This window comes from Pseudomonas sp. WS 5412 (genome assembly GCF_012985615.1).
GTDB classification, from domain to species: Bacteria; Pseudomonadota; Gammaproteobacteria; order Pseudomonadales; family Pseudomonadaceae; genus Aquipseudomonas; species Aquipseudomonas shahriarae.
The window spans coordinates 363,514-384,377 of the sequence record NZ_JAARMB010000002.1; the positions used below are offsets into that span (position 1 = coordinate 363,514).

At 60.9% G+C, this 20,864-nt stretch carries 20 protein-coding genes; 13 read left to right on the plus strand and 7 right to left on the minus strand.

The annotated features are described in order from the left end of the window. Positions 1–43: 43 nt before the first annotated feature. Positions 44–2,191, minus strand: a complete 2,148-nt coding sequence (locus HBR94_RS04595; RefSeq protein ID WP_170044261.1) for a TonB-dependent receptor — start codon at positions 2,189–2,191, stop codon at positions 44–46. 126 nt (positions 2,192–2,317) lie between these two features. Here HBR94_RS04595 and HBR94_RS04600 point away from each other — a divergent pair, with 126 nt between their 5' ends. Continuing rightward, positions 2,318–3,154, plus strand: coding sequence for an HAD family acid phosphatase (locus tag HBR94_RS04600; protein ID WP_169960900.1), 837 nt, complete (start codon positions 2,318–2,320; stop codon positions 3,152–3,154). A gap of 701 nt (positions 3,155–3,855) precedes the next feature. On the opposite strand, the gene HBR94_RS04605 is transcribed toward HBR94_RS04600, so the two are convergent. After that, positions 3,856–4,623, minus strand: coding sequence for an AraC family transcriptional regulator (locus HBR94_RS04605; protein ID WP_170044262.1), 768 nt, complete (start codon positions 4,621–4,623; stop codon positions 3,856–3,858). Positions 4,624–4,823: 200 nt separating this feature from the next. Here HBR94_RS04605 and HBR94_RS04610 point away from each other — a divergent pair, with 200 nt between their 5' ends. The 6 genes from HBR94_RS04610 to proP all read left to right on the plus strand — a co-directional run bounded on the left by HBR94_RS04610 (position 4,824) and on the right by proP (position 12,919). Then, the gene (locus tag HBR94_RS04610; RefSeq protein ID WP_120733440.1) at positions 4,824–6,440 is read left to right on the plus strand and encodes an APC family permease; all 1,617 of its coding nucleotides are present in this window, start codon (positions 4,824–4,826) and stop codon (positions 6,438–6,440) included. Between the two features lie 26 nt (positions 6,441–6,466). Further along, positions 6,467–7,393: a 4-hydroxyproline epimerase gene (locus HBR94_RS04615; protein ID WP_170044263.1), complete on the plus strand. Its 927-nt coding sequence runs from the start codon at positions 6,467–6,469 to the stop codon at positions 7,391–7,393. Between the two features lie 44 nt (positions 7,394–7,437). Then, positions 7,438–8,385 carry a dihydrodipicolinate synthase family protein gene (locus HBR94_RS04620; protein ID WP_057441006.1) on the plus strand — a complete coding sequence of 316 codons (948 nt, stop codon included), beginning with the start codon at positions 7,438–7,440 and terminating at the stop codon, positions 8,383–8,385. Positions 8,386–8,440: 55 nt separating this feature from the next. Next, positions 8,441–10,012 (plus strand): aldehyde dehydrogenase (NADP(+)), encoded by a 1,572-nt coding sequence (locus HBR94_RS04625; RefSeq protein ID WP_170044264.1) that lies wholly within the window; start codon positions 8,441–8,443, stop codon positions 10,010–10,012. A gap of 2 nt (positions 10,013–10,014) precedes the next feature. Next, positions 10,015–11,286, plus strand: a complete 1,272-nt coding sequence (locus HBR94_RS04630) for an FAD-dependent oxidoreductase (RefSeq protein ID WP_115128466.1) — start codon at positions 10,015–10,017, stop codon at positions 11,284–11,286. Between the two features lie 130 nt (positions 11,287–11,416). Further along, complete coding sequence (gene proP, locus HBR94_RS04635; protein WP_169960912.1) at positions 11,417–12,919, plus strand: glycine betaine/L-proline transporter ProP; 1,503 nt, start codon at positions 11,417–11,419, stop codon at positions 12,917–12,919. A 319-nt stretch (positions 12,920–13,238) separates the two neighbouring features. On the opposite strand, the gene HBR94_RS04640 is transcribed toward proP, so the two are convergent. From HBR94_RS04640 to HBR94_RS04650, 3 genes are all read right to left on the minus strand, one after another. Beyond that, on the minus strand, positions 13,239–13,571 hold the full coding sequence (locus HBR94_RS04640; RefSeq protein ID WP_057959910.1) for a DUF2790 domain-containing protein: 333 nt from the start codon (positions 13,569–13,571) through the stop codon (positions 13,239–13,241). 125 nt (positions 13,572–13,696) lie between these two features. Beyond that, on the minus strand, positions 13,697–14,494 hold the full coding sequence (locus tag HBR94_RS04645) for an aminoglycoside phosphotransferase family protein (protein WP_128593579.1): 798 nt from the start codon (positions 14,492–14,494) through the stop codon (positions 13,697–13,699). After that, positions 14,494–14,697, minus strand: a complete 204-nt coding sequence (locus HBR94_RS04650; RefSeq protein WP_169960913.1) for a hypothetical protein — start codon at positions 14,695–14,697, stop codon at positions 14,494–14,496. The genes HBR94_RS04645 and HBR94_RS04650 overlap by 1 nt, the downstream gene beginning before the upstream one ends. Before the next feature lie 146 nt (positions 14,698–14,843). Here HBR94_RS04650 and HBR94_RS04655 point away from each other — a divergent pair, with 146 nt between their 5' ends. The 3 genes from HBR94_RS04655 to HBR94_RS28460 are packed head-to-tail and all read left to right on the plus strand — an operon-like array spanning position 14,844 to position 16,324. Further along, positions 14,844–15,449 (plus strand): hypothetical protein, encoded by a 606-nt coding sequence (locus HBR94_RS04655; protein ID WP_170044265.1) that lies wholly within the window; start codon positions 14,844–14,846, stop codon positions 15,447–15,449. Between the two features lie 50 nt (positions 15,450–15,499). After that, complete coding sequence (locus HBR94_RS04660) at positions 15,500–16,021, plus strand: GNAT family N-acetyltransferase (RefSeq protein WP_170044266.1); 522 nt, start codon at positions 15,500–15,502, stop codon at positions 16,019–16,021. Between the two features lie 54 nt (positions 16,022–16,075). Next, entirely contained in the window at positions 16,076–16,324 is a 249-nt protein-coding gene (locus HBR94_RS28460; RefSeq protein ID WP_222931998.1) for a DUF6434 domain-containing protein, read from the plus strand. On the opposite strand, the gene HBR94_RS04665 is transcribed toward HBR94_RS28460, so the two are convergent. Further along, positions 16,277–16,798, minus strand: coding sequence for a DUF2938 domain-containing protein (locus HBR94_RS04665; RefSeq protein ID WP_169990000.1), 522 nt, complete (start codon positions 16,796–16,798; stop codon positions 16,277–16,279). The genes HBR94_RS28460 and HBR94_RS04665 overlap by 48 nt on opposite strands. 71 nt (positions 16,799–16,869) lie before the next feature. Here HBR94_RS04665 and HBR94_RS04670 point away from each other — a divergent pair, with 71 nt between their 5' ends. The 3 genes from HBR94_RS04670 to HBR94_RS04680 all read left to right on the plus strand — a co-directional run bounded on the left by HBR94_RS04670 (position 16,870) and on the right by HBR94_RS04680 (position 19,189). Continuing rightward, complete coding sequence (locus HBR94_RS04670; RefSeq protein WP_170044267.1) at positions 16,870–17,337, plus strand: helix-turn-helix domain-containing protein; 468 nt, start codon at positions 16,870–16,872, stop codon at positions 17,335–17,337. Positions 17,338–17,405: 68 nt separating this feature from the next. Continuing rightward, positions 17,406–18,245 (plus strand): endonuclease, encoded by an 840-nt coding sequence (locus HBR94_RS04675; RefSeq protein ID WP_170044268.1) that lies wholly within the window; start codon positions 17,406–17,408, stop codon positions 18,243–18,245. Positions 18,246–18,625: 380 nt separating this feature from the next. Continuing rightward, entirely contained in the window at positions 18,626–19,189 is a 564-nt protein-coding gene (locus HBR94_RS04680) for a histidine phosphatase family protein (RefSeq protein ID WP_170044269.1), read from the plus strand. A 142-nt stretch (positions 19,190–19,331) separates the two neighbouring features. On the opposite strand, the gene HBR94_RS04685 is transcribed toward HBR94_RS04680, so the two are convergent. After that, the gene (locus HBR94_RS04685) at positions 19,332–20,585 is read right to left on the minus strand and encodes a ferredoxin reductase family protein (protein ID WP_170044270.1); all 1,254 of its coding nucleotides are present in this window, start codon (positions 20,583–20,585) and stop codon (positions 19,332–19,334) included. Between the last annotated feature and the right edge of the window lie 279 nt (positions 20,586–20,864).

Here is a 20,864-nt window from a genome sequence, read left to right on the forward strand (position 1 = left end):
GGAGGCCCGACTTATGGCGAGGGATTCGCCGGCAATGGCCTGCTTAGCGCAAGCTCCAGGACACCCCGGCATACACGCCCATGCCATCGCCCGGCGTCGAGCGCGCCATATCCTTGCCATGGTCGTCATAGCCCGGGGTCACGGTATTGGCATAGCGCTGGTTGGTCAGGTTGCGCAGGTCGACCCAGGCTTGCCAGTCCTGCTTCGGCGCGTCATAGCCAACGGTGGCGCCCAATAAGCCATAGGCTCGCGCGTAGTAGGAGTTGGCGTAGTCCACCGCCACCCGCGAGGAATACTCGCCATTGAGGCTGCTGAAAAAGCCGCTGGGATGGCTGTAGCGCACCTGCGCCTGGTAATAGTGCTTGGGGATACCGGGCAATGTGTTGTCGCCAAAACGCGGGTCGTCGCGGTAGTGGAAGTTGCTGTAGGTGTAGGCCTGGCGCAGGGCCAGGCGACCAGTGTTGCCGCCCTCCCACAACGGGCTGGTGAGGCTCAGTTCCAGGCCTTGGTGAATGGTCGGGCTGGCGTTGGATTCGGCGACCACCTGCGACAGGTTGGGCGTAGCCGCCTGGGTCTCGACGCTGAGCAACTCATGGCGCACCAGCGAGTGATACAGCGCCAGATCCCATTGGCCGAACCAGGCTTCGCCGCGTCCGCCCACTTCCAGGGTGGTGGCGGTCTGGTTTTGCAGTTCCACGCCTTCGCGGGCCAAGCCGGAAGCCGGATTATTAACATCTTTGGCAAAGAACTTATTGGAACCCCAGATCATCGACCAGGCATGCGGCGGCTCCACCGAGCGGCTCAGGTTGCCATACACCTGCAATTGCGGGTTGAAGTCATAGCGCAGGCCCACGCGCGGGGCATAGTCCCAGGCATGAGTGCTCAAGGGGGCATGGGTCTCGGGATAGGTGACTTCGGTTTCGCGACGGGTATAGATCGCCGCCAGCCCGGTGGTCAGCCACAGATCGGGCAGCAGCTCCAGGTCGTTGCTCACGTGCAGCACCGTATCCGACCCCAGGTAGCTGTAGTCACGGGTCTTGGTGCCCGGCGCAAAACCGGCGGTGGCACCTGCAGGCACCCGCACGTACTCCGACACACCGTTATTGGGCAGGCCCTGGGTGGTGCGCAGGCCGACCGTGGTCTTGCTGTCGCGTCCCAGCAGGGTGTCCTGACGGATGTAGTTCAAGGTGCCGCTGATATCGGTATACGCTACCTTGAGCCGGTTAGTGCCTTCGCGCAGGTCCATGGGGTAGTCGTGGTACACCAGCCCCGCTTCGATGCGGGAGTTATCGTCCAACTGCAGCGTGGTCTTGTTGGCGATCCAGGTAGAACCCGGCTGCAAGCGCTTGGAGTCGCGCGTCAAATTGAGCGCATTGGCCGCACGCGGGCTGTGCTCGATCTGCTGGCGCGTGAGTTTGCCGGGGCTGTCGTTGGCGGTTTCGCGGTAACGCAAATAGAAGCGGGTTTCCAGGTCCGGGTTGAACCGGTAGCCGAAGTTGGCCGCCACGCCCTTGCCACTGCCGGCGCTTTGTTGCTGGAAGCCATCGTAGTCAGTGTCGGTCAGGCTGATGTAATAGTCGGCATCGCCCAGCACTTGCCCGGAGCTGATTTCCCGCTGGGCATACCCGTGGCTGCCGGCCTCGTAGCGCACGCGCAACTTGGGCGCATCGTAGCCGGTGCGGGTGACATAGTTGACCGCCCCGCCCAGGGCCAGTGCGCCCCGGTCGAAACCGTTGGCACCGCGCAGCACTTCGACGCGGCTGAGCCACAGCGGGTCCTTGAGTTCATAAGGCGTGCCGCCGGGGCCGGTGAGTGGCAGGCCGTCGATGGTTTCATACAGGCCGGACGCATGGCTGCCGGGGCCACGGTTGATGCCCGAGCCGCGAATGGAGATTTTCACCCCTTCGTTATTCGCCGCCTTGGCATAGATGCCGGCCTGGTACTTGAGCACGTCTTCATTGCTGCTGACCCGCCCCTGCTCGACGCTGGCCATGTCAACGTAGTTGGTCCCACCGGGTACCTGCTTGAGTTGCGCCTGGGCCGCTTCGCCTTCGCTCAGTTCGGTGCTGGTGACTTGCAGCGGCGCCAACTGCAGCGCCTCATCGGCCTGGGCCAGGTGGCTGAACGTCAGGGCAGCCCCCAAGCCGAGCCAGCGCGGGGAAAGAACAAGCAGAGGTTGTCGCAGGCGCATGGGCCGTATCCTTGAAGAGGTCTGCGGTTGGAAGCCGCGGATCATACGCAGGTCACGCACAAACCTCGTCGATTAGGCTAATGTGCTGGCCCTGAGCGCCCCTTCACTCTTGAGGCCGAGCCTTTCATGCGCAATCTCACCTTCGCCAGCATCTGCCTGTTCTCTTCACTATTGGTCGGTTGCCAACAGCACCCACCGGCCAACGACCAACTGGATGCGGTGCTCTGGACCCAAACCTCCATCGAGCATGAGTTGATCTATCGCCAGGTGTTTGCCAACGCCACCCGCCAGCTCGACGTGGCCCTGGCCAGCAAGGACTGGGACGCCCTGCCCTTTGCCCCACGCAACCTCAGCGGCCTGCCGCCGGCGGTGATCGTCGATATCGACGAAACCCTGCTGGACAACGTGCCACTCAACGCGCGGGACATCATCAACAACCAGGTCTACTCCTATGATCGCTGGAACACCTGGGTCGACCAGGCCAAGGCCCAGGCCCTGCCCGGCGCCGTGGCGTTTGTGCAGGCGGCGCAGCAACGCGGGATCAAAGTGTATTACCTGACCAACCGCGAACACAGCCAGGTCCAGGCCACGGTCGCTAACCTGCGCCTGCGTGGTTTCCCGGTGGACAGCAACCAACAAATACTGGCGGCCGCCACCCCGACCGGCCATTGCGAACAGGCCGGCTACGGCAAAAACTGCCGCCGCCAGTGGGTCGCCAGCCAGGCGCGGGTGCTGTTGATGGTCGGGGATTCCCTGGGGGATTTCGTCCAGGCCGAACACAACACCCTGGCCGCCCAACACCGGGCGGTCGAGCCCTATACAGGCTGGTTCGGCCAGCGCTGGTTCCTGCTGCCGAATCCCACCTACGGCAACTGGTACAGCGCACCCTACGCCGACCGCGAAGAGATTCCATTTGAGCAGAAGCGCTTTTTCAAGCGTGAGGCCCTTCAGTTGCAGCAATGAAGATCCAAGGTGGCAGCTGAAATGCAACCCTCCACCCGCTGAAGGTCGAGGTGGGAGCTGTCGAGCCTTGGCGAGGCTGCGATGGCGGCGGCATTGCGGGGGTTGATGTTGGCTGAACTACCGCTATCGCAGGCAAGCCAGCTCCCACCTTGGATCTTCAGCATATTGAGCACCGTATGCATCCTGCGGTAGCAGTGAAATGCAACCCTACCCCCTGGAGATCGAGGTGGGAGCTGTCGAGCCCCAGCGAGGCTGCGATGCCGGCGGCATTGCTGGGGTTGATGTTGGCTGACCCGCCGCTATCGCAGGCAAGCCAGCTCCCACATTGGATCTTCAGCACATTGAGCATCGTATGCATCCTGCGGTGACAGCTGAAATGCAATCCTCCACCCCCTGAAGATCGAGGTGGGAGCTGTCGAGCCCCGGCGAGGCTGCGATGGCGGCGGTATTGCTGGGGTTGATGTTGGCTGACCCACCGCTATCGCTGGCAAGCCAGCTCCCACCTTGGATCTTCAGTACATTGAGTACCGTGTGCATCCTGCGATGGCAGCTGAAACGCAATCTTCCAAACCCTGAAGATCGAGGTGGGAGCTGTCGAGCCCCGGCGAGGCTGCGATGGCGGCGGCATTGCTGGGGTTGATGTTGGCTGACCCACCGCTATCGCTGGCAAGCCATCTGTCACAGGGACTTGCGCCCACTCCTTAGCTGGTGGCCTGCCGATACTGACGCGGCGTAAAGCCAGTCAACGCCTTGAACTGGCGGGTGAATGCACTGTGGTCGGTGTAGCCGCATTGCAGGGCCACTTCGGTGATCGGCAACTCGGTGTGCAACAGGCGATGGGCATGTTCCAGGCGCACTTTCTGGATCATCTGCCGGGGTGTCAGGTGGAATACGCGCTTGCAGTAACGCTCCAGTTGCGCCACCGAGATGCCGGCGATGCGTGTCAGTTCGCCGAGGGTCACGCGCTGGTTGAAATGGGCGCGGATGTGTTCGTCCACCGCCGCCAGGCGCTGATAGGCCGGGTGGGTCTCGCTGGCGGATTGCAGGTCGACCGAAATCCCAGCCAAGCCGATGATCGCCCCCTCGCGGTTATACAACGGCCATTTGTGGGTCAGGCACCAACCGGGTTCGCGGCTGCCGTACAGGTGCAACTCCAGTTGGTCCTCCAGTACCAGACCCTGTTCCAGTACGCGCCGATCCTGTTCGGTATAACCCGGCCCCAACTGCGCGGGGAACACTTCGGCGCTGGTCTTGCCCAGTAACGGGCGCCGGTCTTTCAAGCCACAGCGCTGCACCAGGGTGTGGTTGGCCATGACATAGCGCGCCTGCACATCCTTGATAAACATCGTCGCATTGGGGATCACGTCGAGCATCGGCAACAGCATGGCCACGCCCGCCAGCAGCTGTTCGAGGCTGTGGGGGCGCTGCTCATCGCCCTGGCACAGGGTTGCAAACGCGTTGTGCATCATGCCGCTCACCGCCTCGTTTATCGCCTCGCCGGGCCAGCAGATTGCCCGATGGCCGGGGCCCTGTCGAGTGCCGTTGCCCACCTGGCAATTGTGCTGAATTCGTCATTGATAGCCGCGCAAAACATCAATCGCCAGCGCGCCGATGGGTTCACTGTAGCGCCACTGCATGCCTATCCAATAACCCACAAGAAGGCGCCGCTATGTCAGCCCAAGGCAAGTTCAAGAAACAGCTGTCTCTGATCGACCTCACCTTTATCGGCCTGGGAGCCATCTTCGGTTCCGGTTGGTTGTTTGCCGCCAGTCACGTGTCGTCCATTGCCGGCCCCGCGGGGATTTTTTCCTGGTTGCTCGGCGGTTTTGCCGTGCTGTTGCTGGGCATTGTGTATTGCGAATTGGGCGCCGCCCTGCCCCGTGCCGGGGGCGTGGTGCGCTACCCGGTGTATTCCCACGGCCCGCTGCTGGGCTACCTGATGGGCTTTATCACGCTGATCGCGTTTTCCAGCCTGGTGGCGATTGAAGTGGTTGCCGCAAGGCAATATGCCGCCGCCTGGTTTCCCGAGTTGACCAAGGCTGGCTCCAGCGACCCCACCCCCCTCGGCTGGCTGGTGCAGTTCGGCCTGCTCTGCCTGTTTTTCGTGCTCAATTACCGCAGCGTCAAGACCTTCGCCATCGCCAATAACCTGGTCAGCATTTTCAAGTTCATCGTGCCGCTGCTGGTGATCGGCGTGCTGTTCACCTTCTTCAAACCGGCCAACTTCCACTCCCAGGGGTTCGCGCCGTTCGGCCTGTCGGGGATTGAAATGGCGGTGTCCGCCGGCGGGGTGATTTTTGCCTATCTGGGGCTGACGCCGATCATCTCGGTGGCCAGCGAAGTGAAAAACCCACAACGCACCATTCCCATTGCCCTGATCCTTTCGGTGCTGCTGTCCACGGCAATTTATGTGCTGCTGCAAGTGGCCTTCCTCGGCGGCGTGCCCACCGAAATGCTCGCCAATGGCTGGGCCGGCATCAGCAAGGAACTGGCCCTGCCCTATCGCGATATCGCCCTGGCCCTGGGCGTGGGCTGGCTGGCCTACCTGGTGGTGGCCGACGCGGTGATCTCCCCCAGCGGCTGCGGCAATATCTATATGAACGCCACGCCACGGGTGATCTATGGCTGGGCGCAGACCGGCACCTTCTTCAAGATTTTCACGCGTATTGATGAGAAATCCGGCATCCCGCGCCCGGCGTTGTGGCTGACCTTTGGCTTGTCGGTGTTCTGGACCCTGCCGTTCCCGTCCTGGGAGGCGCTGATCAATGTGGTGTCCGCCGCCCTGGTGTTGAGCTACGCCGTGGCCCCGGTGTGCGTGGCTGCGCTGCGACGCAATGCGCCGGACATGCCGCGCCCGTTCCGGGTCAAGTGGATGAGTGTGCTGGGCCCGCTGTCGTTCATCATCGCCGCGCTGATCGTCTACTGGTCGGGCTGGAACACCGTGTCCTGGCTGCTGGGCCTGCAAATCGTGATGTTTGTGGTGTACCTGCTGTGCCGCCGCCTGGTGCCGACCCAGCACCTGAGCATCGCCCAGCAAGTGCGCTCCAGCGCGTGGCTGATCGGCTTCTACGCCGTGACCATGGTGCTGTCGAAACTTGGCAGTTTCGGCGGCCTGGGCGTGCTCAGCCATCCCTTCGACACCCTGGTCGTCGCCGCCTGCGCCATGGGCATCTACTACTGGGGTGCGGCCACCGGCGTGCCGGCGCACTTGGTAGAACTGGAACACGAAGACGACGAAAGCGAAGCCGTGCTGCCCACTACCGGCATGCACCCGGCGAACGCGTAATTGGCCAATCACCAAGGAATAGCTGGATGAAACGACTGCATGTGATTGACTCCCACACCGGCGGCGAACCGACGCGCCTGATCATCAATGGCTTCCCGCAGCTGGCCGGCCAGACCATCGCCGAGCAGCTCGAGAGCCTGCGCACCGAGCACGACCCATGGCGCCGCGCGTGCCTGCTGGAGCCCCGTGGCAACGATGTACTGGTCGGCGCGCTGTACTGCGAGCCGGTCTCGCCGGGGGCCACCTGCGGGGTGATTTTTTTCAACAACGCCGGCTACCTCGGCATGTGTGGCCACGGCACCATCGGCCTGATTGCCTCGTTGCACTACTTGGGCCGCATCGCGCCAGGGATACACAGCATCGACACGCCGGTGGGCCAAGTCAGCGCCACCCTGCATGAGGACGGCGCGGTCACCCTGCGCAACGTGCCCGCCTATCGCTATCGCCAGCAGGTGCCCGTGGATGTACCGGGGCATGGCCGGATCTACGGCGATATTGCCTGGGGCGGCAACTGGTTTTTCCTGGTGTCCGAGCACGGCCAGGATTTGCACATGGCCAATGTCGAGGTCCTTACCGACTTCACCTGGGCCATGCTCAAGGCCCTCGAAGCCCAAGGCATCCATGGCGCAGACGGCGCGTTGATCGACCATATCGAACTGTTCGCCGATGACGACCAGGCCGACAGCCGCAACTTCGTCATGTGCCCCGGCAAGGCCTACGACCGCTCGCCCTGCGGCACGGGTACCAGCGCCAAGCTGGCCTGCCTGGCCGCCGATGGAAAACTTCAGGCCGGTGAGCCCTGGGTACAAGCCAGCATCACCGCCAGCCAATTCGAAGGCCGTTTTGAATGGGAGGGCGAACGCATCCGCCCCTTCATCACCGGCCGCGCCTATATGACCGCCGACAGCACCTTGCTGATCGACGAACAGGACCCCTTCGCCTGGGGCATTTGAGCACCCGGCAGCGTTACAACAGACCCTTCCAAGGAGATAGAACCATGAGCGATAACATTTTCACCGGCTGCATCCCTGCCCTGATGACCCCGTGCACCGCCGAGCGTCAGCCGGACTTCGACGCCCTGGTCGCCAAGGGCCGCGAACTGATCGACATCGGCATGAGCGCCGTGGTGTATTGCGGCTCCATGGGCGACTGGCCGTTGCTCACCGAAGCCCAGCGCCAGGAAGGCGTGGCGCGCCTGGTGGCTGCGGGCATCCCGACCATTGTCGGCACCGGGGCGGTCAACAGCCGTGAAGCAATATCCCATGCCGCCCACGCCGCCAAGGTCGGCGCCCACGGTTTGATGGTCATCCCACGGGTGCTGTCCCGTGGCGCTTCGGCCACTGCGCAAAAGGCCCACTTCGCGGCGATCCTCAGCGCCGCACCGAACCTGCCGTCGGTGATCTACAACAGCCCCTACTACGGCTTCGCCACACGCGCCGACCTGTTCTTTGAACTGCGCCGCGAGTACCCGAACCTGATCGGCTTCAAGGAGTTCGGCGGCGGCGCCGACCTGCGCTATGCGGCCGAACACATCACCTCCAAGGACGATGACGTGACCCTGATGGTCGGTGTCGATACCCAGGTGGTGCACGGTTTCGTCAACTGCAACGCCACCGGCGCGATCACTGGCATAGGCAACGCCCTGCCACGGGAAGTCCTGCAACTGGTGGCCCTGAGTAAGAAGGCCGCCAAGGGCGATGCCAAGGCCCGGCGCCAGGCCCGTGAGCTGGAAGCGGCGCTGGCGGTGCTGTCGTCCTTCGATGAAGGCTGCGACCTGGTGCTCTATTACAAGCACCTGATGGTGCTCAATGGCGACCTGGAATACAGCCTGCACTTCAACGACAGCGATGTGCTCAGCGATGCCCAGCGCCGGTATGCCGAACACCAGTACGCGCTGTTCCGCCAGTGGTACGCCAACTGGTCGGCAGAACAGAACGTCGACTGACTGCTCGTACGCCGCTGCTACACAGCGGCGTCCCTTCTTTTTTCAGGAACAGGCCATGACTCTGACAGGCAATATGCTGATCGGTCAGCACTCCATTCCCGGCACCCGCACAGCCATCCGTGCGATCAACCCAGCCACCGATGCTGCGCTGGAGCCGGCCTATCCCGGCGGTTCCACCGAGCAGGTGGCCCAGGCTTGCGCGTTGGCGTGGTCAGCCTTCGACAACTACCGCGAGACATCCCTGGCGGCGCGTGCTGAATTCCTCGAAACCATCGCCAGCGAAATCGAAGCCCTCGGCGATGAACTGATCGAGCGTGCCGTGGCCGAAACCGGCTTGCCCCACGCGCGGATTCAGGGCGAACGGGGCCGCACCTGCCAGCAACTGCGCACCTTCGCCCGCACCGTACGCGCTGGCGAATGGCTGGACGTGCGGGTCGATGGCGCCCAACCAGGCCGCCAGCCCCTGCCCCGTGCCGACCTGCGCCAACGCCAGGTGCCGCTGGGCCCGGTGGCCGTATTCGGCGCCAGTAACTTCCCGCTGGCGTTCTCGGTGGCCGGCGGTGATACCGCTTCAGCCCTCGCCGCCGGTTGCCCGGTGATCGTCAAGGCCCACGGCGCCCACCCCGGCACCAGCGAATTGGTGGGCCGCGCGCTGGCACGTGCCGTGAAACAGTGTGGCCTGTCCGAGGGCGTGTTTTCCCTGCTGTACGGTTCCGGACGCGAAGTGGGGATTGCCCTGGTCAGCGACCCAAGGATCAAGGCAGTGGGATTCACCGGTTCGCAAAGTGGCGGTATCGCCTTGTGCCAGGCGGCCCAGGCACGGCCGGAGCCCATTCCGGTGTACGCGGAAATGAGCGCCATCAACCCGGTGTACCTGTTTCCGGGCGCCCTCAAGGCGCGCGGCGAAGCACTGGCACAAGGGTTTGTTGCCTCATTGACCCAGGGCGCCGGGCAGTTCTGCACCAACCCCGGCCTGGTGATTGCGGTTCAAGGTCCGGAACTGCAGCAGTTTGTCAGCCTCGCCAGCGACTTGCTGCAACGCAGCCCGGCGCAGACCATGCTCACACCGGGCATCTTCCAGGCCTATGAGGCGGGCGTCGGCGCACTGGCTGAGCATGCCCACTGCCTGGCCAGCGGGTTGCCGGCGCAAGGGCCGAACCAATGCCAGGCGCAGCTGTTTACCGCCCACGCGCAAGACTTCCTTACCAACCCGCATTTGCAGGCCGAAGTCTTCGGCGCCGCCTCGCTCCTGGTGCAGTGCGCCGACAACGCGCAAATGCGCCAAGTGACTGAGCACCTCGAAGGCCAGTTGACCGCCACCCTGCACCTGGATGAGGGCGATGTTGAACAGGCACGGGCATTGCTGCCGGCACTTGAGCGCAAGGCTGGCCGGCTGCTGGTCAACGGCTGGCCGACCGGGGTCGAGGTGTGTGATGCCATGGTGCATGGCGGGCCCTTCCCCGCGACCTCGGACTCGCGCTCGACCTCGGTCGGCACCGCCGCGATCCTGCGCTTCCTGCGGCCGGTGTGCTACCAGGACTTCCCCGACAGCCTGCTGCCCGACGCACTGAAACAAGGCAATCCGCTGCGGCTGCGACGCTTGCTCGACGGCCAGAGAGAAGCCTGATCATGCTCGACAATCGTCAACCCGAGATCGACATCGCGGTGGTCGGCGCCGGCATCATCGGCGTCGCCTGCGCGCTGCAACTGGCGCACCAGGGCCGGCGCGTGGTGGTCATCGACCAGCAGGAACCGGGGATGGGCGCCTCGTTCGGCAATGCCGGGCATCTAGCCACCGAACAGGTGTTCCCCATCGCCGACCTGTCGATCCTGATGCGCCTGCCCGCGATGCTCATGGACCCCATGGGCCCGCTGCGCCTGGACTGGAAATACCTGCCCCGTGCGCTGCCCTGGTTTGCTCGGCTATTGTTAAACCTGCGCCCGGCCGCCTACCAGCGCACGGTCGCCGGTATCCGTGCCCTCAACGAAAGCAGCCTGGGCGCCTGGCAGCGCTTGTTGGCGAACATCGACCGGCCCCAGTTGATGCGCGAGGACGGCTCGCTGCTGGTGTTCGAGCGTGCCGAATCGCGGCAAGCAATTGAGGGTTTGCAAGCGCGCATGACCCAGCAGAACGTGCCGGTGGACTGCTGGTCGGCCGACGCCGTGCAGCAGGCCGCACCGCAATTGAGCGAGCGGATCCAGGGGGGCTTGTTCTTTCCCCGCACCGGGCATTTCCTCGATCCGTATCGCGTGGTGTGCGAACTGGTCGAGGCCGCCAAGGCCAGCGGCGTGACCTTTCTCAAGCGCCAGGTCCAGGACGGCCAGCTTCAGAACCAGGGCGTTGCACTGATCACCGACCAGGGCCGATTGGCCGCACGCCAGGTGGTGATCGCCTGCGGCGCACACTCGGCCAGGCTCACCCAGGCGCTGACCGGCAAAAAGGTGCCCCTGGACACCGAGCGCGGTTATCACCTGATGCTGCCCCATGAACAAGACCGCTTGCCCTTCGCCGTCACCTCACTGGAACGCAAGTTCATCATGACGCCCATGAGCGATGGGCTACGGCTGGCCGGCACCGTGGAATTCGCCGGCCTCGACCGCCCGCCAAACATGCAGCGCGCCTGGCAGTTGCACAGGCTCAGCCGCGGCCTGTTGCGTGACGAACTGAGCGCTGAGGACGCCACGCCGTGGATGGGCTTTCGGCCGTCGTTGCCGGACTCGCTGCCGATCATCGACCGGGTGTGCGACGGCAGAGTGTTGCTTGCTTTCGGGCATCAACATTTGGGGTTGACGCAAGCGGCCGTCACTGCCGAGCTGATCGCGCAGTGGGTATCGCCGATTTATGTGCCTCAGCCCCAGGATTTACCCGTATTGGCGGCCTATCGGTTGGATCGGTTCTGATAGCCCCTTGCAGGAGCAATAGGAAAAAAACATAAAGCGATGAATTATTTAGTGTCCTCATGTATCTGACCCAATAGACCATGCCATTAAAACAATGGCATCGACACCGATCAGCAATAGAGTGACCTGTATGAAATCGCGCAAGAAAAGTGTCAGCCCTATCGGGTTGAAAGACATCACCATTGTCGACGACGCCAAGATGCGCAAGGCGATCACCGCCGCGGCGCTGGGCAATGCCATGGAGTGGTTCGACTTCGGCGTGTATGGCTTTGTCGCCTTCGTACTGGGCAAGGTGTTCTTTCCCGGCGCCGACCCTGGCGTACAGATGATCGCGGCGCTGGCGACCTTTTCCGTGCCGTTCCTGATCCGCCCCCTGGGGGGGCTGTTCTTCGGTGCGTTGGGGGATAAATACGGGCGGCAAAAAGTCCTCGCGGCCACCATCGTGATCATGTCCCTCAGTACCTTTGCCATCGGCCTGATCCCGTCCTATGCCTCGATAGGCATCTGGGCGCCGATCCTGTTGCTGTTGGCCAAAATGGCCCAGGGTTTCTCGGTGGGCGGGGAATATACCGGTGCCTCGATCTTCGTCGCCGAATACGCACCCGACCGCAAGCGCGGCTTTCTCGGCAGCTGGCTGGACTTCGGCTCCATTGCCGGTTTTGTACTCGGCGCCGGCGTGGTAGTCGGGATCTCGTCGGTACTGGGTGAAGAACAGTTCCTGGAATGGGGCTGGCGCCTGCCGTTCTTCCTCGCCCTGCCCCTGGGCATGATCGGCCTGTACCTGCGCCACGCCCTGGAGGAAACCCCGGCCTTCCAGCAGCATGTCGAGAAGCTCGAACAAGGTGACCGCGAAGGCCTGGCACGCGGCCCCCGCGTGTCGTTCAAGGAAATCGCCACCCAACACTGGCGCAGCCTGATGACCTGTGTCGGCGTGGTGGCGGTGACCAACGTCACCTACTACATGCTGCTCACCTACATGCCCAGCTACCTGACACACAACCTGCACTACAGCGAAAACCATGGCGTGCTGATCATCATCGCAATCATGGTGGGCATGCTGTTCGTGCAGCCCTTGATCGGCTTTATCAGCGACAAGGTCGGACGCCGGCCCTTTATCATCGCTGGCAGCATCGGCCTGCTGGCCCTGGCGATTCCGGCCTTTATGCTGATCAACAGCGGCAAGCTGGGGCTGATCTTTGCAGGCTTGCTGATACTGGCAGTGGTGCTGAACTTCTTTATCGGCGTGATGGCGTCCACCCTGCCGGCGATGTTCCCCACCCATATCCGCTATAGCGCCCTGGCCAGTGCATTCAACATCTCGGTGCTGATCGCCGGCCTGACCCCGACTGCCGTGGCCTGGCTGGTGGAAAGCACCAACGACCTGTATATGCCCGCCTACTACCTGATGGTCATTGCCGTGGTGGGCCTGGTCACCGGCCTGACCATGAAGGAAACCGCCAACAAACCCCTGCGCGGCGCGGCGCCGGCGGCGTCGGATATTGAAGAAGCTCGGGAGCTGTTGCAGGAACACCACGACAATATCGAACAGAAAATCGAAGACCTCGACGAGCAGATCGCCGAGCTGGAGGCCAAGCGCAAGAACCTGGCGCAACAGCATCCGCGGATTGACTGACTGATCCCACGGGGGATCTCATAGGGACAGAGAACTGTGGTCCCACCACAAATCCAATGTGGGAGCTGGCTTGCCTGCGATGTCGGCGGGTCAGCCACCCACTATAGTGACTGGTACACCGTCATCGCGGGCAAGCCCGCTCCCACAGGGGACCTCATTGGGGCAGAGAATTGTGGTCCCACCACCCCTACAAGTCTAACCATACAAGCTGGCTTGCTGAACTGGACTGCCCTATGAGAAAAACCCGGCGCGTGGGGCCATTTTCTTGAGCAGACGGTGCGTTACTCCCCTGCGGGGTAGGGCTCGCCGCGGCGTCCTTTCAGCGGCCATTGTTACGGCACAGCCCCATGACTTTATATTCGATGGTGTTGAGCTTGCCGCTCGAATCTTCGTAGGTCATCCGCGACGGTACGATGTCACAGGAGCGGATCGGCGGGGTCACGCTGACCACCTTGGCGATGTCCAGTTTCATCCCGTAGCGATAGTCCTGGACCACTGGCCGGTCCTTGCCATGTTTTAACGCGTAAGCCTCCATGGCTTTCTGGTTATCGCTCATCAACGCCTCAAATGCACGATCACTGCCTCCCGTGGCGAGCACGACCGTAGACAATGACAACGCCAATGCAGCAATACTCAGTTTCAACAGGTTCATCGGGTTTACCTCTCAAGTCACTCATTCCAGGCTTGAGATTAACGAACCGACCCTGTCAGCAAGGTAGCTTGATGATTACCTTTCTGTTATCCGCAACCAAACAGTGCCTGCAACGGCAACAAGCATCACCGACTAAGCGCCGACGCGGCCAGTTGTGCTACCCCGAGGGTGACTCCAGGCTCATCACCGTCTTCGAGCATCCAGGTCAACGACAACCCTGCCCAGGCGAGCACCCATTGCAGGAGCCTGCGCCGTTCGATACCTGACACGCTGGCGACAACCTCGATCCGCCGCGCGAAGCAATCGGGGGCCAGGGCGTTTTCATCGGGGTTGCAGAAGAGGTTCGCATAATCAAAACCCCGCTCGCCGTAAAGGCCCTTGGGGTCGATTGCCAGCCAGCCGGACGCGGCAAAATCCAGCACGTTGCCATGATGGATATCGCCATGCAGGACCACGACATCCTGAGGCGCCGCCAGTAGTTCGCGTGCGGTGCTTGCGCACTGTGCCAGGATGCCGCAGTGCCTCGCCGCCCCGGACTCTAGTGCCTCGAACCGCTGCGCCAGGGGAACCAGGGCGGGAATTGGCTTGGCCCGTGGTGCATGCAAACGCGCGACTACGCCACACAGGATGCGAGTGGCCTCCTCATCCCGCCCACCATTGACCATCTGTACAAGCGAGGCCGGTCCCAGCGCACGCGCCATCAGCAAAGCCTCGGTATCCTGTGCCAGCACCGGCGCTGCGCCTTCGCCGTCCCACCAGGCCATCAGCAAGCTGCCGGCTTGCTCCTCGGCCACTTGGGAGATTTTGAGCATGGCCGGTATGCCGCGCTGGCGAACGGGCAGTAGATTGCCATTGCGCGAGGCGAATGCATCGCCATCGACGGTCAGGTCCCAGCGCCTCAGGTAAGGCTCAAACAGCGCCATCACTGGGCCCGGAACCTCAGAAAGCTCATGGCAAACAGCCAACCACTGAGCATGGACAGGTAGATAGAGGTGTACGAAGCAACGGTGTAGTCCAATAAGAAGTTGAGCGCGGTCAACGCAATGGCGGCGCACAGGAATTGCGTGGGGAGAAACCGGCTCAGAAAGCGTTCCATTGCTGCATTCAAGGTGCGCAGGTACTTCATTGGTTTATCCCTGGATAATGGTGACGGTATCCGCACACTTACACCCGCCGATCCTGAAAAACACCAGAATAATGCTGCACAGAGCTGATGAGAATCAACCGCAGAAATGCCATAGTCGCCCGTACAGCAAATGGAGTTGGCCCCCGATGAAGCAATACATCCTCTACCCCCTCTTGGCGCTGCTCGCAGGATGCAGCAACGGGCCGTATCTGCATCCGCAATCGGCAGTGGGCACCCATGCGTTACTCGAACGTACCTGCCCCGGCCCGAAAGCCGCAATGAGCTACGCCCCGCTCTCGGAAGAACTCGATTGGGTGCACGTATTGGTCTATGTAGCACCGCCCGGAACATCCAGCTGGCCAGGCAACCTGCGTTCAACCGACACCGAACTGCGCCTGTTTGGCCGGCTTTACATCCCCCCACGTCTGCGCAACCTGGACACCCCGGATCAGCGCCGGGCGGCTTACAAACAAACTGACCCGCCGCTGTGGGTCAGCGCCGATTCGCCGTTGGTCACTGTTACGCTGGCGACAGGCGAGACCTATCAAGTCAGTATCGAACAACTGAAAACCGGCTTTGACCCCAAGAAGCAATCCAGCAGCAGCCGCAAGGGCACGGCCCTGGGCAAGGGCGATATGGATGATTTCACCCTCACCTTCCCGGCTATATTTGTGAACGGTGAAAAAGTGCCGATGGCGCCGATTCACTTCAAGAAACGCGAAGAGCGCTATGCACCGGTATTTAACTGTTGAGTGAAAAAATTCAGGACCTGCGTCCGACAATTCAGGCAAGGAGCAGAGCAGTGATCAGCATTCGGGAAGCAACCATAGAAGACATCCCCCTCCTTCAGGAGCTCGGCATGAAGACATACCGAGAGCATTTCTCTGAAATCTGGACCGCTGCGGGCATGCAGAACTTCCTGAACGAAGATTTCTCGACCCGCGAAATGCAGAAATCCATCGAGTCGCCTGCCCATCATTGCTGGCTTATCGCATTTGACGAAACCAACCACGCCGTAGGCTATTCAAAGGTCAACTGGTCCAAACCTATGCCCCTGCCTGGTCAGGTTGGCAGTGAGCTACAGAAAATTTACTTCCTCAAGTCACAGGCGGGCAAAGGCTACGGAAAGCAACTCTTGCAGTTTATCCACCAGTACGCAAAAGACCGTAAGGAAGGCTCCATCTGGTTGGATGTTCTGAAGTCCAATACCAGTGCACAGCGCTTTTATGAAAACTGCGGATTTGAGGCACTCGGCGAAATCCCGTTCAGTACCGACAAGGCCGACATCGGGATGGTTCTAATGCGCTGCGATCTTTCCCGGTAGACAAGGGTCACGCTTCTCATACCCGCAACGCATTACATCACCCAAGGAATGGCAATGACCTTCGACTGGCACTCCGGCCCCATCACCCGCACCACCCCACTGGACAAGCATTACAGGAATACACAGAAGGTGCGCCAGTTCCTGATCGGCGAGTGCGGGGGGTCATTCAAGTTCGATCGGGCGTTCATGGCCTGGATCAAGAGTGGCGAGCCCTTGACCATGGGGGACGTGGCGGATCAGTGGAGTCGGACTCGGTCATCCTTGCCTCAGGCACACCGACGCGGGAAAGAGTTGGATCAGTAACCAGCCCGCGACAAACAACCCGGCGCCAAACGTGAGGTGGGCAAGCAGGCTTCGGCGCCTGGCTCGGTTCGGTGTCGGCGTCTTGGCGGCGGCGAAGCCGAAACCAAAGGCGGGCTGCATGATGCAGAACGGTGCAAGCACGCTGATCAAGCCCGTCAGCAACGCGGGCATCAGCGAGGGGCTGCAGAGCCAGGCCTGCCCTTGGAATGCCAGAAGCACCATCGCGAAGACGCTGCCGGTGACGTAATGGAACCCCCAGCCAATCAGGCTTTCATGCCAGGTAGGGTGCGCAGCCACAATCGAGGCGTGGCGAAACTGTCCTTTGGGCATGTGGCCCAGCCAACGGCCGACAAGCCTGTAGTCCAGCGATGCGCTGCCAAATACCCGTGCTTGAATCAACGCTGACAGGTCCATAATCAACGTGGCCCCCAGCCCAACCAGCACCATACGCAGTACCATCTCAGCGGTTTCCATGTTATTTCCTCTTGCCTTTGGCCGGTTTTGATCCCGGCAGTCTGCAAGTTCAAGTCGACTTGAGGTCAAGCATGAAAGAAATGGATATCGGTGAAGTGGCACGCCGCTGCGGCCTACCGTCTTCGACCCTGCGGTACTACGAGGAAAAAGGCCTTATCCGCTCCATAGGTCGCCGTGGCCTGAGCCGGGTATTTGCTGCGGATGTACTTGAACGTCTGTCATTGATCACCCTCGGCCAGTCTGCGGCGTTTTCCCTGGACGATATCGCCACCATGCTGGGCGCGGATGGCCAGCCGGCCATTGACCACCAGCGGCTGGCCGAAAAGGCTGATGAGCTGGACCGTACGATCCAGCAGCTCAGCGCCATACTTGATGGACTGCGGCGTGCTGCGGCCTGCCCTGCGGCGCGGCATATCGAGTGCGCAAACTTTCAAAAAATCCTGAGCGCTGTGAAGACGGTCAGCGTGAGGAGAAATCCCAGCAACAGGTCTCAATCACACCTCAAGACCGCCCAGATCAAAGGGGGTCGAACCCCCTGAGGCGTGTCCACCAAGGTGCCCGACCAGCGGCACCCCGTTTCGCCAGTTGATGCCGCACTATATTTGGCATGCCTCTACGACCGACGCCCCCTGCCCTGACCTTCGAATACCCTGCCCACCTTCGCGCCCAGGCCGAAGCTGCGCCGCGTGCGCCCGGCGTGTATTTTTTCTACGCGCAAGGCGATTCGATGCCGCTGTATATCGGTAAAAGTGTCGATATCCGCAGCCGTCTGCTGGCACACCTGCGCACTCCCGAAGAAGCCCGCATGCTGCGTCAGGCACAGCGGATCGAGTACCAGCAGACCGCTGGGGAAATCGGTGCACTGTTGCTGGAGTCGCGCCTGATCAAAGAGCTGCAGCCCCTGAAGAACAAGCGCCTGCGCAGGCAGCGACGCCTGTGTTCGCTGCGCATGCACCAAGGCAAACTCGAGATCATCGACACCACCGCGCTAGCTGAGGGGCCACAGTTGTACGGACTGTTCCGCAGCCGGCGCATGGCAATCGAAGCGTTGATGCTGCTCGCCGACGAGCATCGCCTCTGTCATAGCTTGTTGGGTATAGAGCCAGCCAACACAAAGGGCTGTTTCCGCGCGCAGATCCGTAAATGCGCCGGGGCATGCCGAGGCGACGAAACCCATGCAGCCCATACCGAACGTTTGCTGCAGGCATTGGCGCACTGGGCCGTCCACCGCTGGCCATACCCCGCGGCCATTGCGCTGCACGAACGCCATGGCCAGATGGAGCAATACCACGTCGTGGACAACTGGCGGTACATCGGGACTTATGCCTCGGAGGCCGAAGCCCGATTGGCGTCGACCCTCCCGCCGCAGTCCTTCGATGCTGACAGCTACAAAATTCTTGTCCGTCCGGTGCTGTTCGAGAGCGCCCGTGTGGTGGTGCTGTCGTAGGTGGCGCCTTGGTGGCCGCCGGCTTTCTTGCCGGGTACGCCGCAAAACCCAATGACGGGCTGCAAGTGACCGCTGGCCAACTCATAGAGTGTGGCCAGGTGACCATTCCTACTCTGGGCATGTGAGCCATGTTAGGGGGACGGATTTATTTAATTAAACCAATAAAGCATCAGAGAAGCGGTCAGGCATAAAAACCCTCTCTCACAATAAAAACAAAGAAAAAGTCAGCATTGATCCCCTGGCGGAGGAACTCGCACAGAAAGGCTAATAGCTGATTGCCCTTATCCGATGGCCTGATTTAATGATTGTGGCGCCACAAACCTGCTGGCTAGCTGATACCCTTTCGGCTCAATGTGCGGCAAGACAAGGACGTGAACACAATGAACAGGGAGATCATCCTGATGCGCCATGGCCAGCCGAATCTGACCATGCTCGGCAAGGTTTCATTATTCGAAATGAAACACTGGATCGAACACTACAACTTATCTGAAATCACCCGCCAGCCCGCCCCGCAGGCGAGCATGCAACTGGCGGCGACCGCTCGAGTAATCGTATCGAGTAGTGCCCCTCGAGCGCTTTCCTCCGTACGGGCGTTGTGTCTTCAGCCTACAGTGGTAGACCCGGTGTTCTGTGAGGCACAACTGCCCCATGGCCGCTGGAGACTGCCGAAGCTCTCTGGGTTTACGTGGGCGTTTATCCTGCGTATTTCCTGGTTGTGCGGTTTCTCGGGAACGGTCGAATCAGCCCACCAGGCCAGGCTAAGGGCCGGCAAGGCAGCGCGACAACTTCAAGACCTTTCCAGCGCAGGGCCAGTCCTGTTGCTCGGTCATGGATTTATGAATCGAATGATCGGCAAGCAGCTCGAGGCTAACGGCTGGACTCGCCAGATTCGTAACGGAAACCGCTACTGGAGCACAGTGGTCTATCAGATGAATCAGCAGTAAGGCGCGTCGAGAGAACAACACGCGCGCTTCGTAGAGGCTGGTTTTTACGGATCATCTAACAGGCTCCAGGGATTGCAGCCTAGCTGCTCCCCCAGGAGCTGGATGACCAGCTGGCATGACCTGCAGTAGGCAGTCTATCGAATCAACGGAAGTCGAAAAGTTCGAAGTGAAGATTAGCTTTCGGAATTCGATGGAGATCCATTAGTTCATACACCTTGCTTAGTAGTCCTTTGGGGCCGCAAAAACTGACATGAATTTGGTCCGGTTTGGTTTGAGCCACCGCGTCACTCAAGGTTTCAGCCAACTGCTCAGTCCCCCCCGTATTACGAACAAATTGCGCACCACGCATGGTGGCCATACTTTCCAACTCTTCGGACGGAGGGAAGGCGCGCGAGGGGGTGAAACAATAGACCAGCGTTGCCTTTTCGAAGTCTTTGGCATTCGGATCTTGCAACCAGGAAATAAAAGGCGAAATCCCCACACCGGCGCCGATCCAGATTTCCCGCTCGGCGTGAGAGACCCGTTTAAATCTCCCATAAGGGGCGTAGACAGTGGCAAGCATTCCGGCTTTCGCACACTCGCAGAGCTTTTTGGTGTAATCCCCAAGCCCTCTGATAATGAACTCAATTTGCCCATTCGGACCGTTGGCGCTAGCGATCGTGAAAGGGTGAGGCTCACGCAACCCTTTTTGCTGCATGGCCAGAAACGCAAACTGCCCGGCACTGAAGTCAAATCCTTTATGGATGGGCTCCAGCGTCAAATGCAGCGCCCTGTTGCCCCTATTGACGGTTTTCACCTTGTACTCGCCAGCACGGGCAAAAAAGGGGTAAAGAACCAGTTTGTAAAGGGCTGCCAGCACACCCAACCCGCAGGACAGCGCCAACCAGAGGCCTGAAGGGCTGAACAAAGTGATCGGCGACTTGAAGCTTAACCAATGTAAAATCACGACCAGAAACAATGGCCCGGAGAGCTTGTGCCACCACCGCCACAGGCTGTAAGGAATATTGCGGTTCAACGCAAGAAGTACGATCAGACCTAGTGCTACATAGCTCAACTGGCGCACTAGCCGCGTCCAGTATTTTGGCAACTCCAGAATAGGCACGCTGTTCCAGGCATCCAGATTTGCCTTGAATACAAAGTGATACGTGGCAAATACAAGCGCCCAGATACCTAGCCACTTGTGTGACTCATAGACCCGGTCCAAGCCGCCGAATAGATTCTCAACTACCCTCCAGCGACTGGCCAACAGGCAGGAAGCCGCCATATAAACCAGTGCGCAAGCTCCAAGTATCAGGCTGAGAGTTGCCGAAGTGAGCCAGGTATCAACAGGTATTTCAATCAGCAGCGTTAGTGTCGTAATCACTAAGATACCGAGTATGCAGTGCCAGCTCTTCACCGTGAACGCTCCCGTTATGAATATGGTGTCGTAGGCTGAACCTCATCCTCCCTGAAATCGTCAGCGACCTGATACGTTAGCAGGCTACTGAAATAGGAAGATGACCCAGGTCATATCTAGAGAGAACATGCGAATGAACCCAGCCGTGCGCGATTTCGCTCGCCACAGCGGTCTTCGGGAGCGGGGTTTCTGTGGGTCGTCCAGTGTAGGGCTCACCGGCAATAATCTCTGGATTCGCCTTCTTGGCGCACTGGTCGAGCGAGTGGAAACTGTAATTAT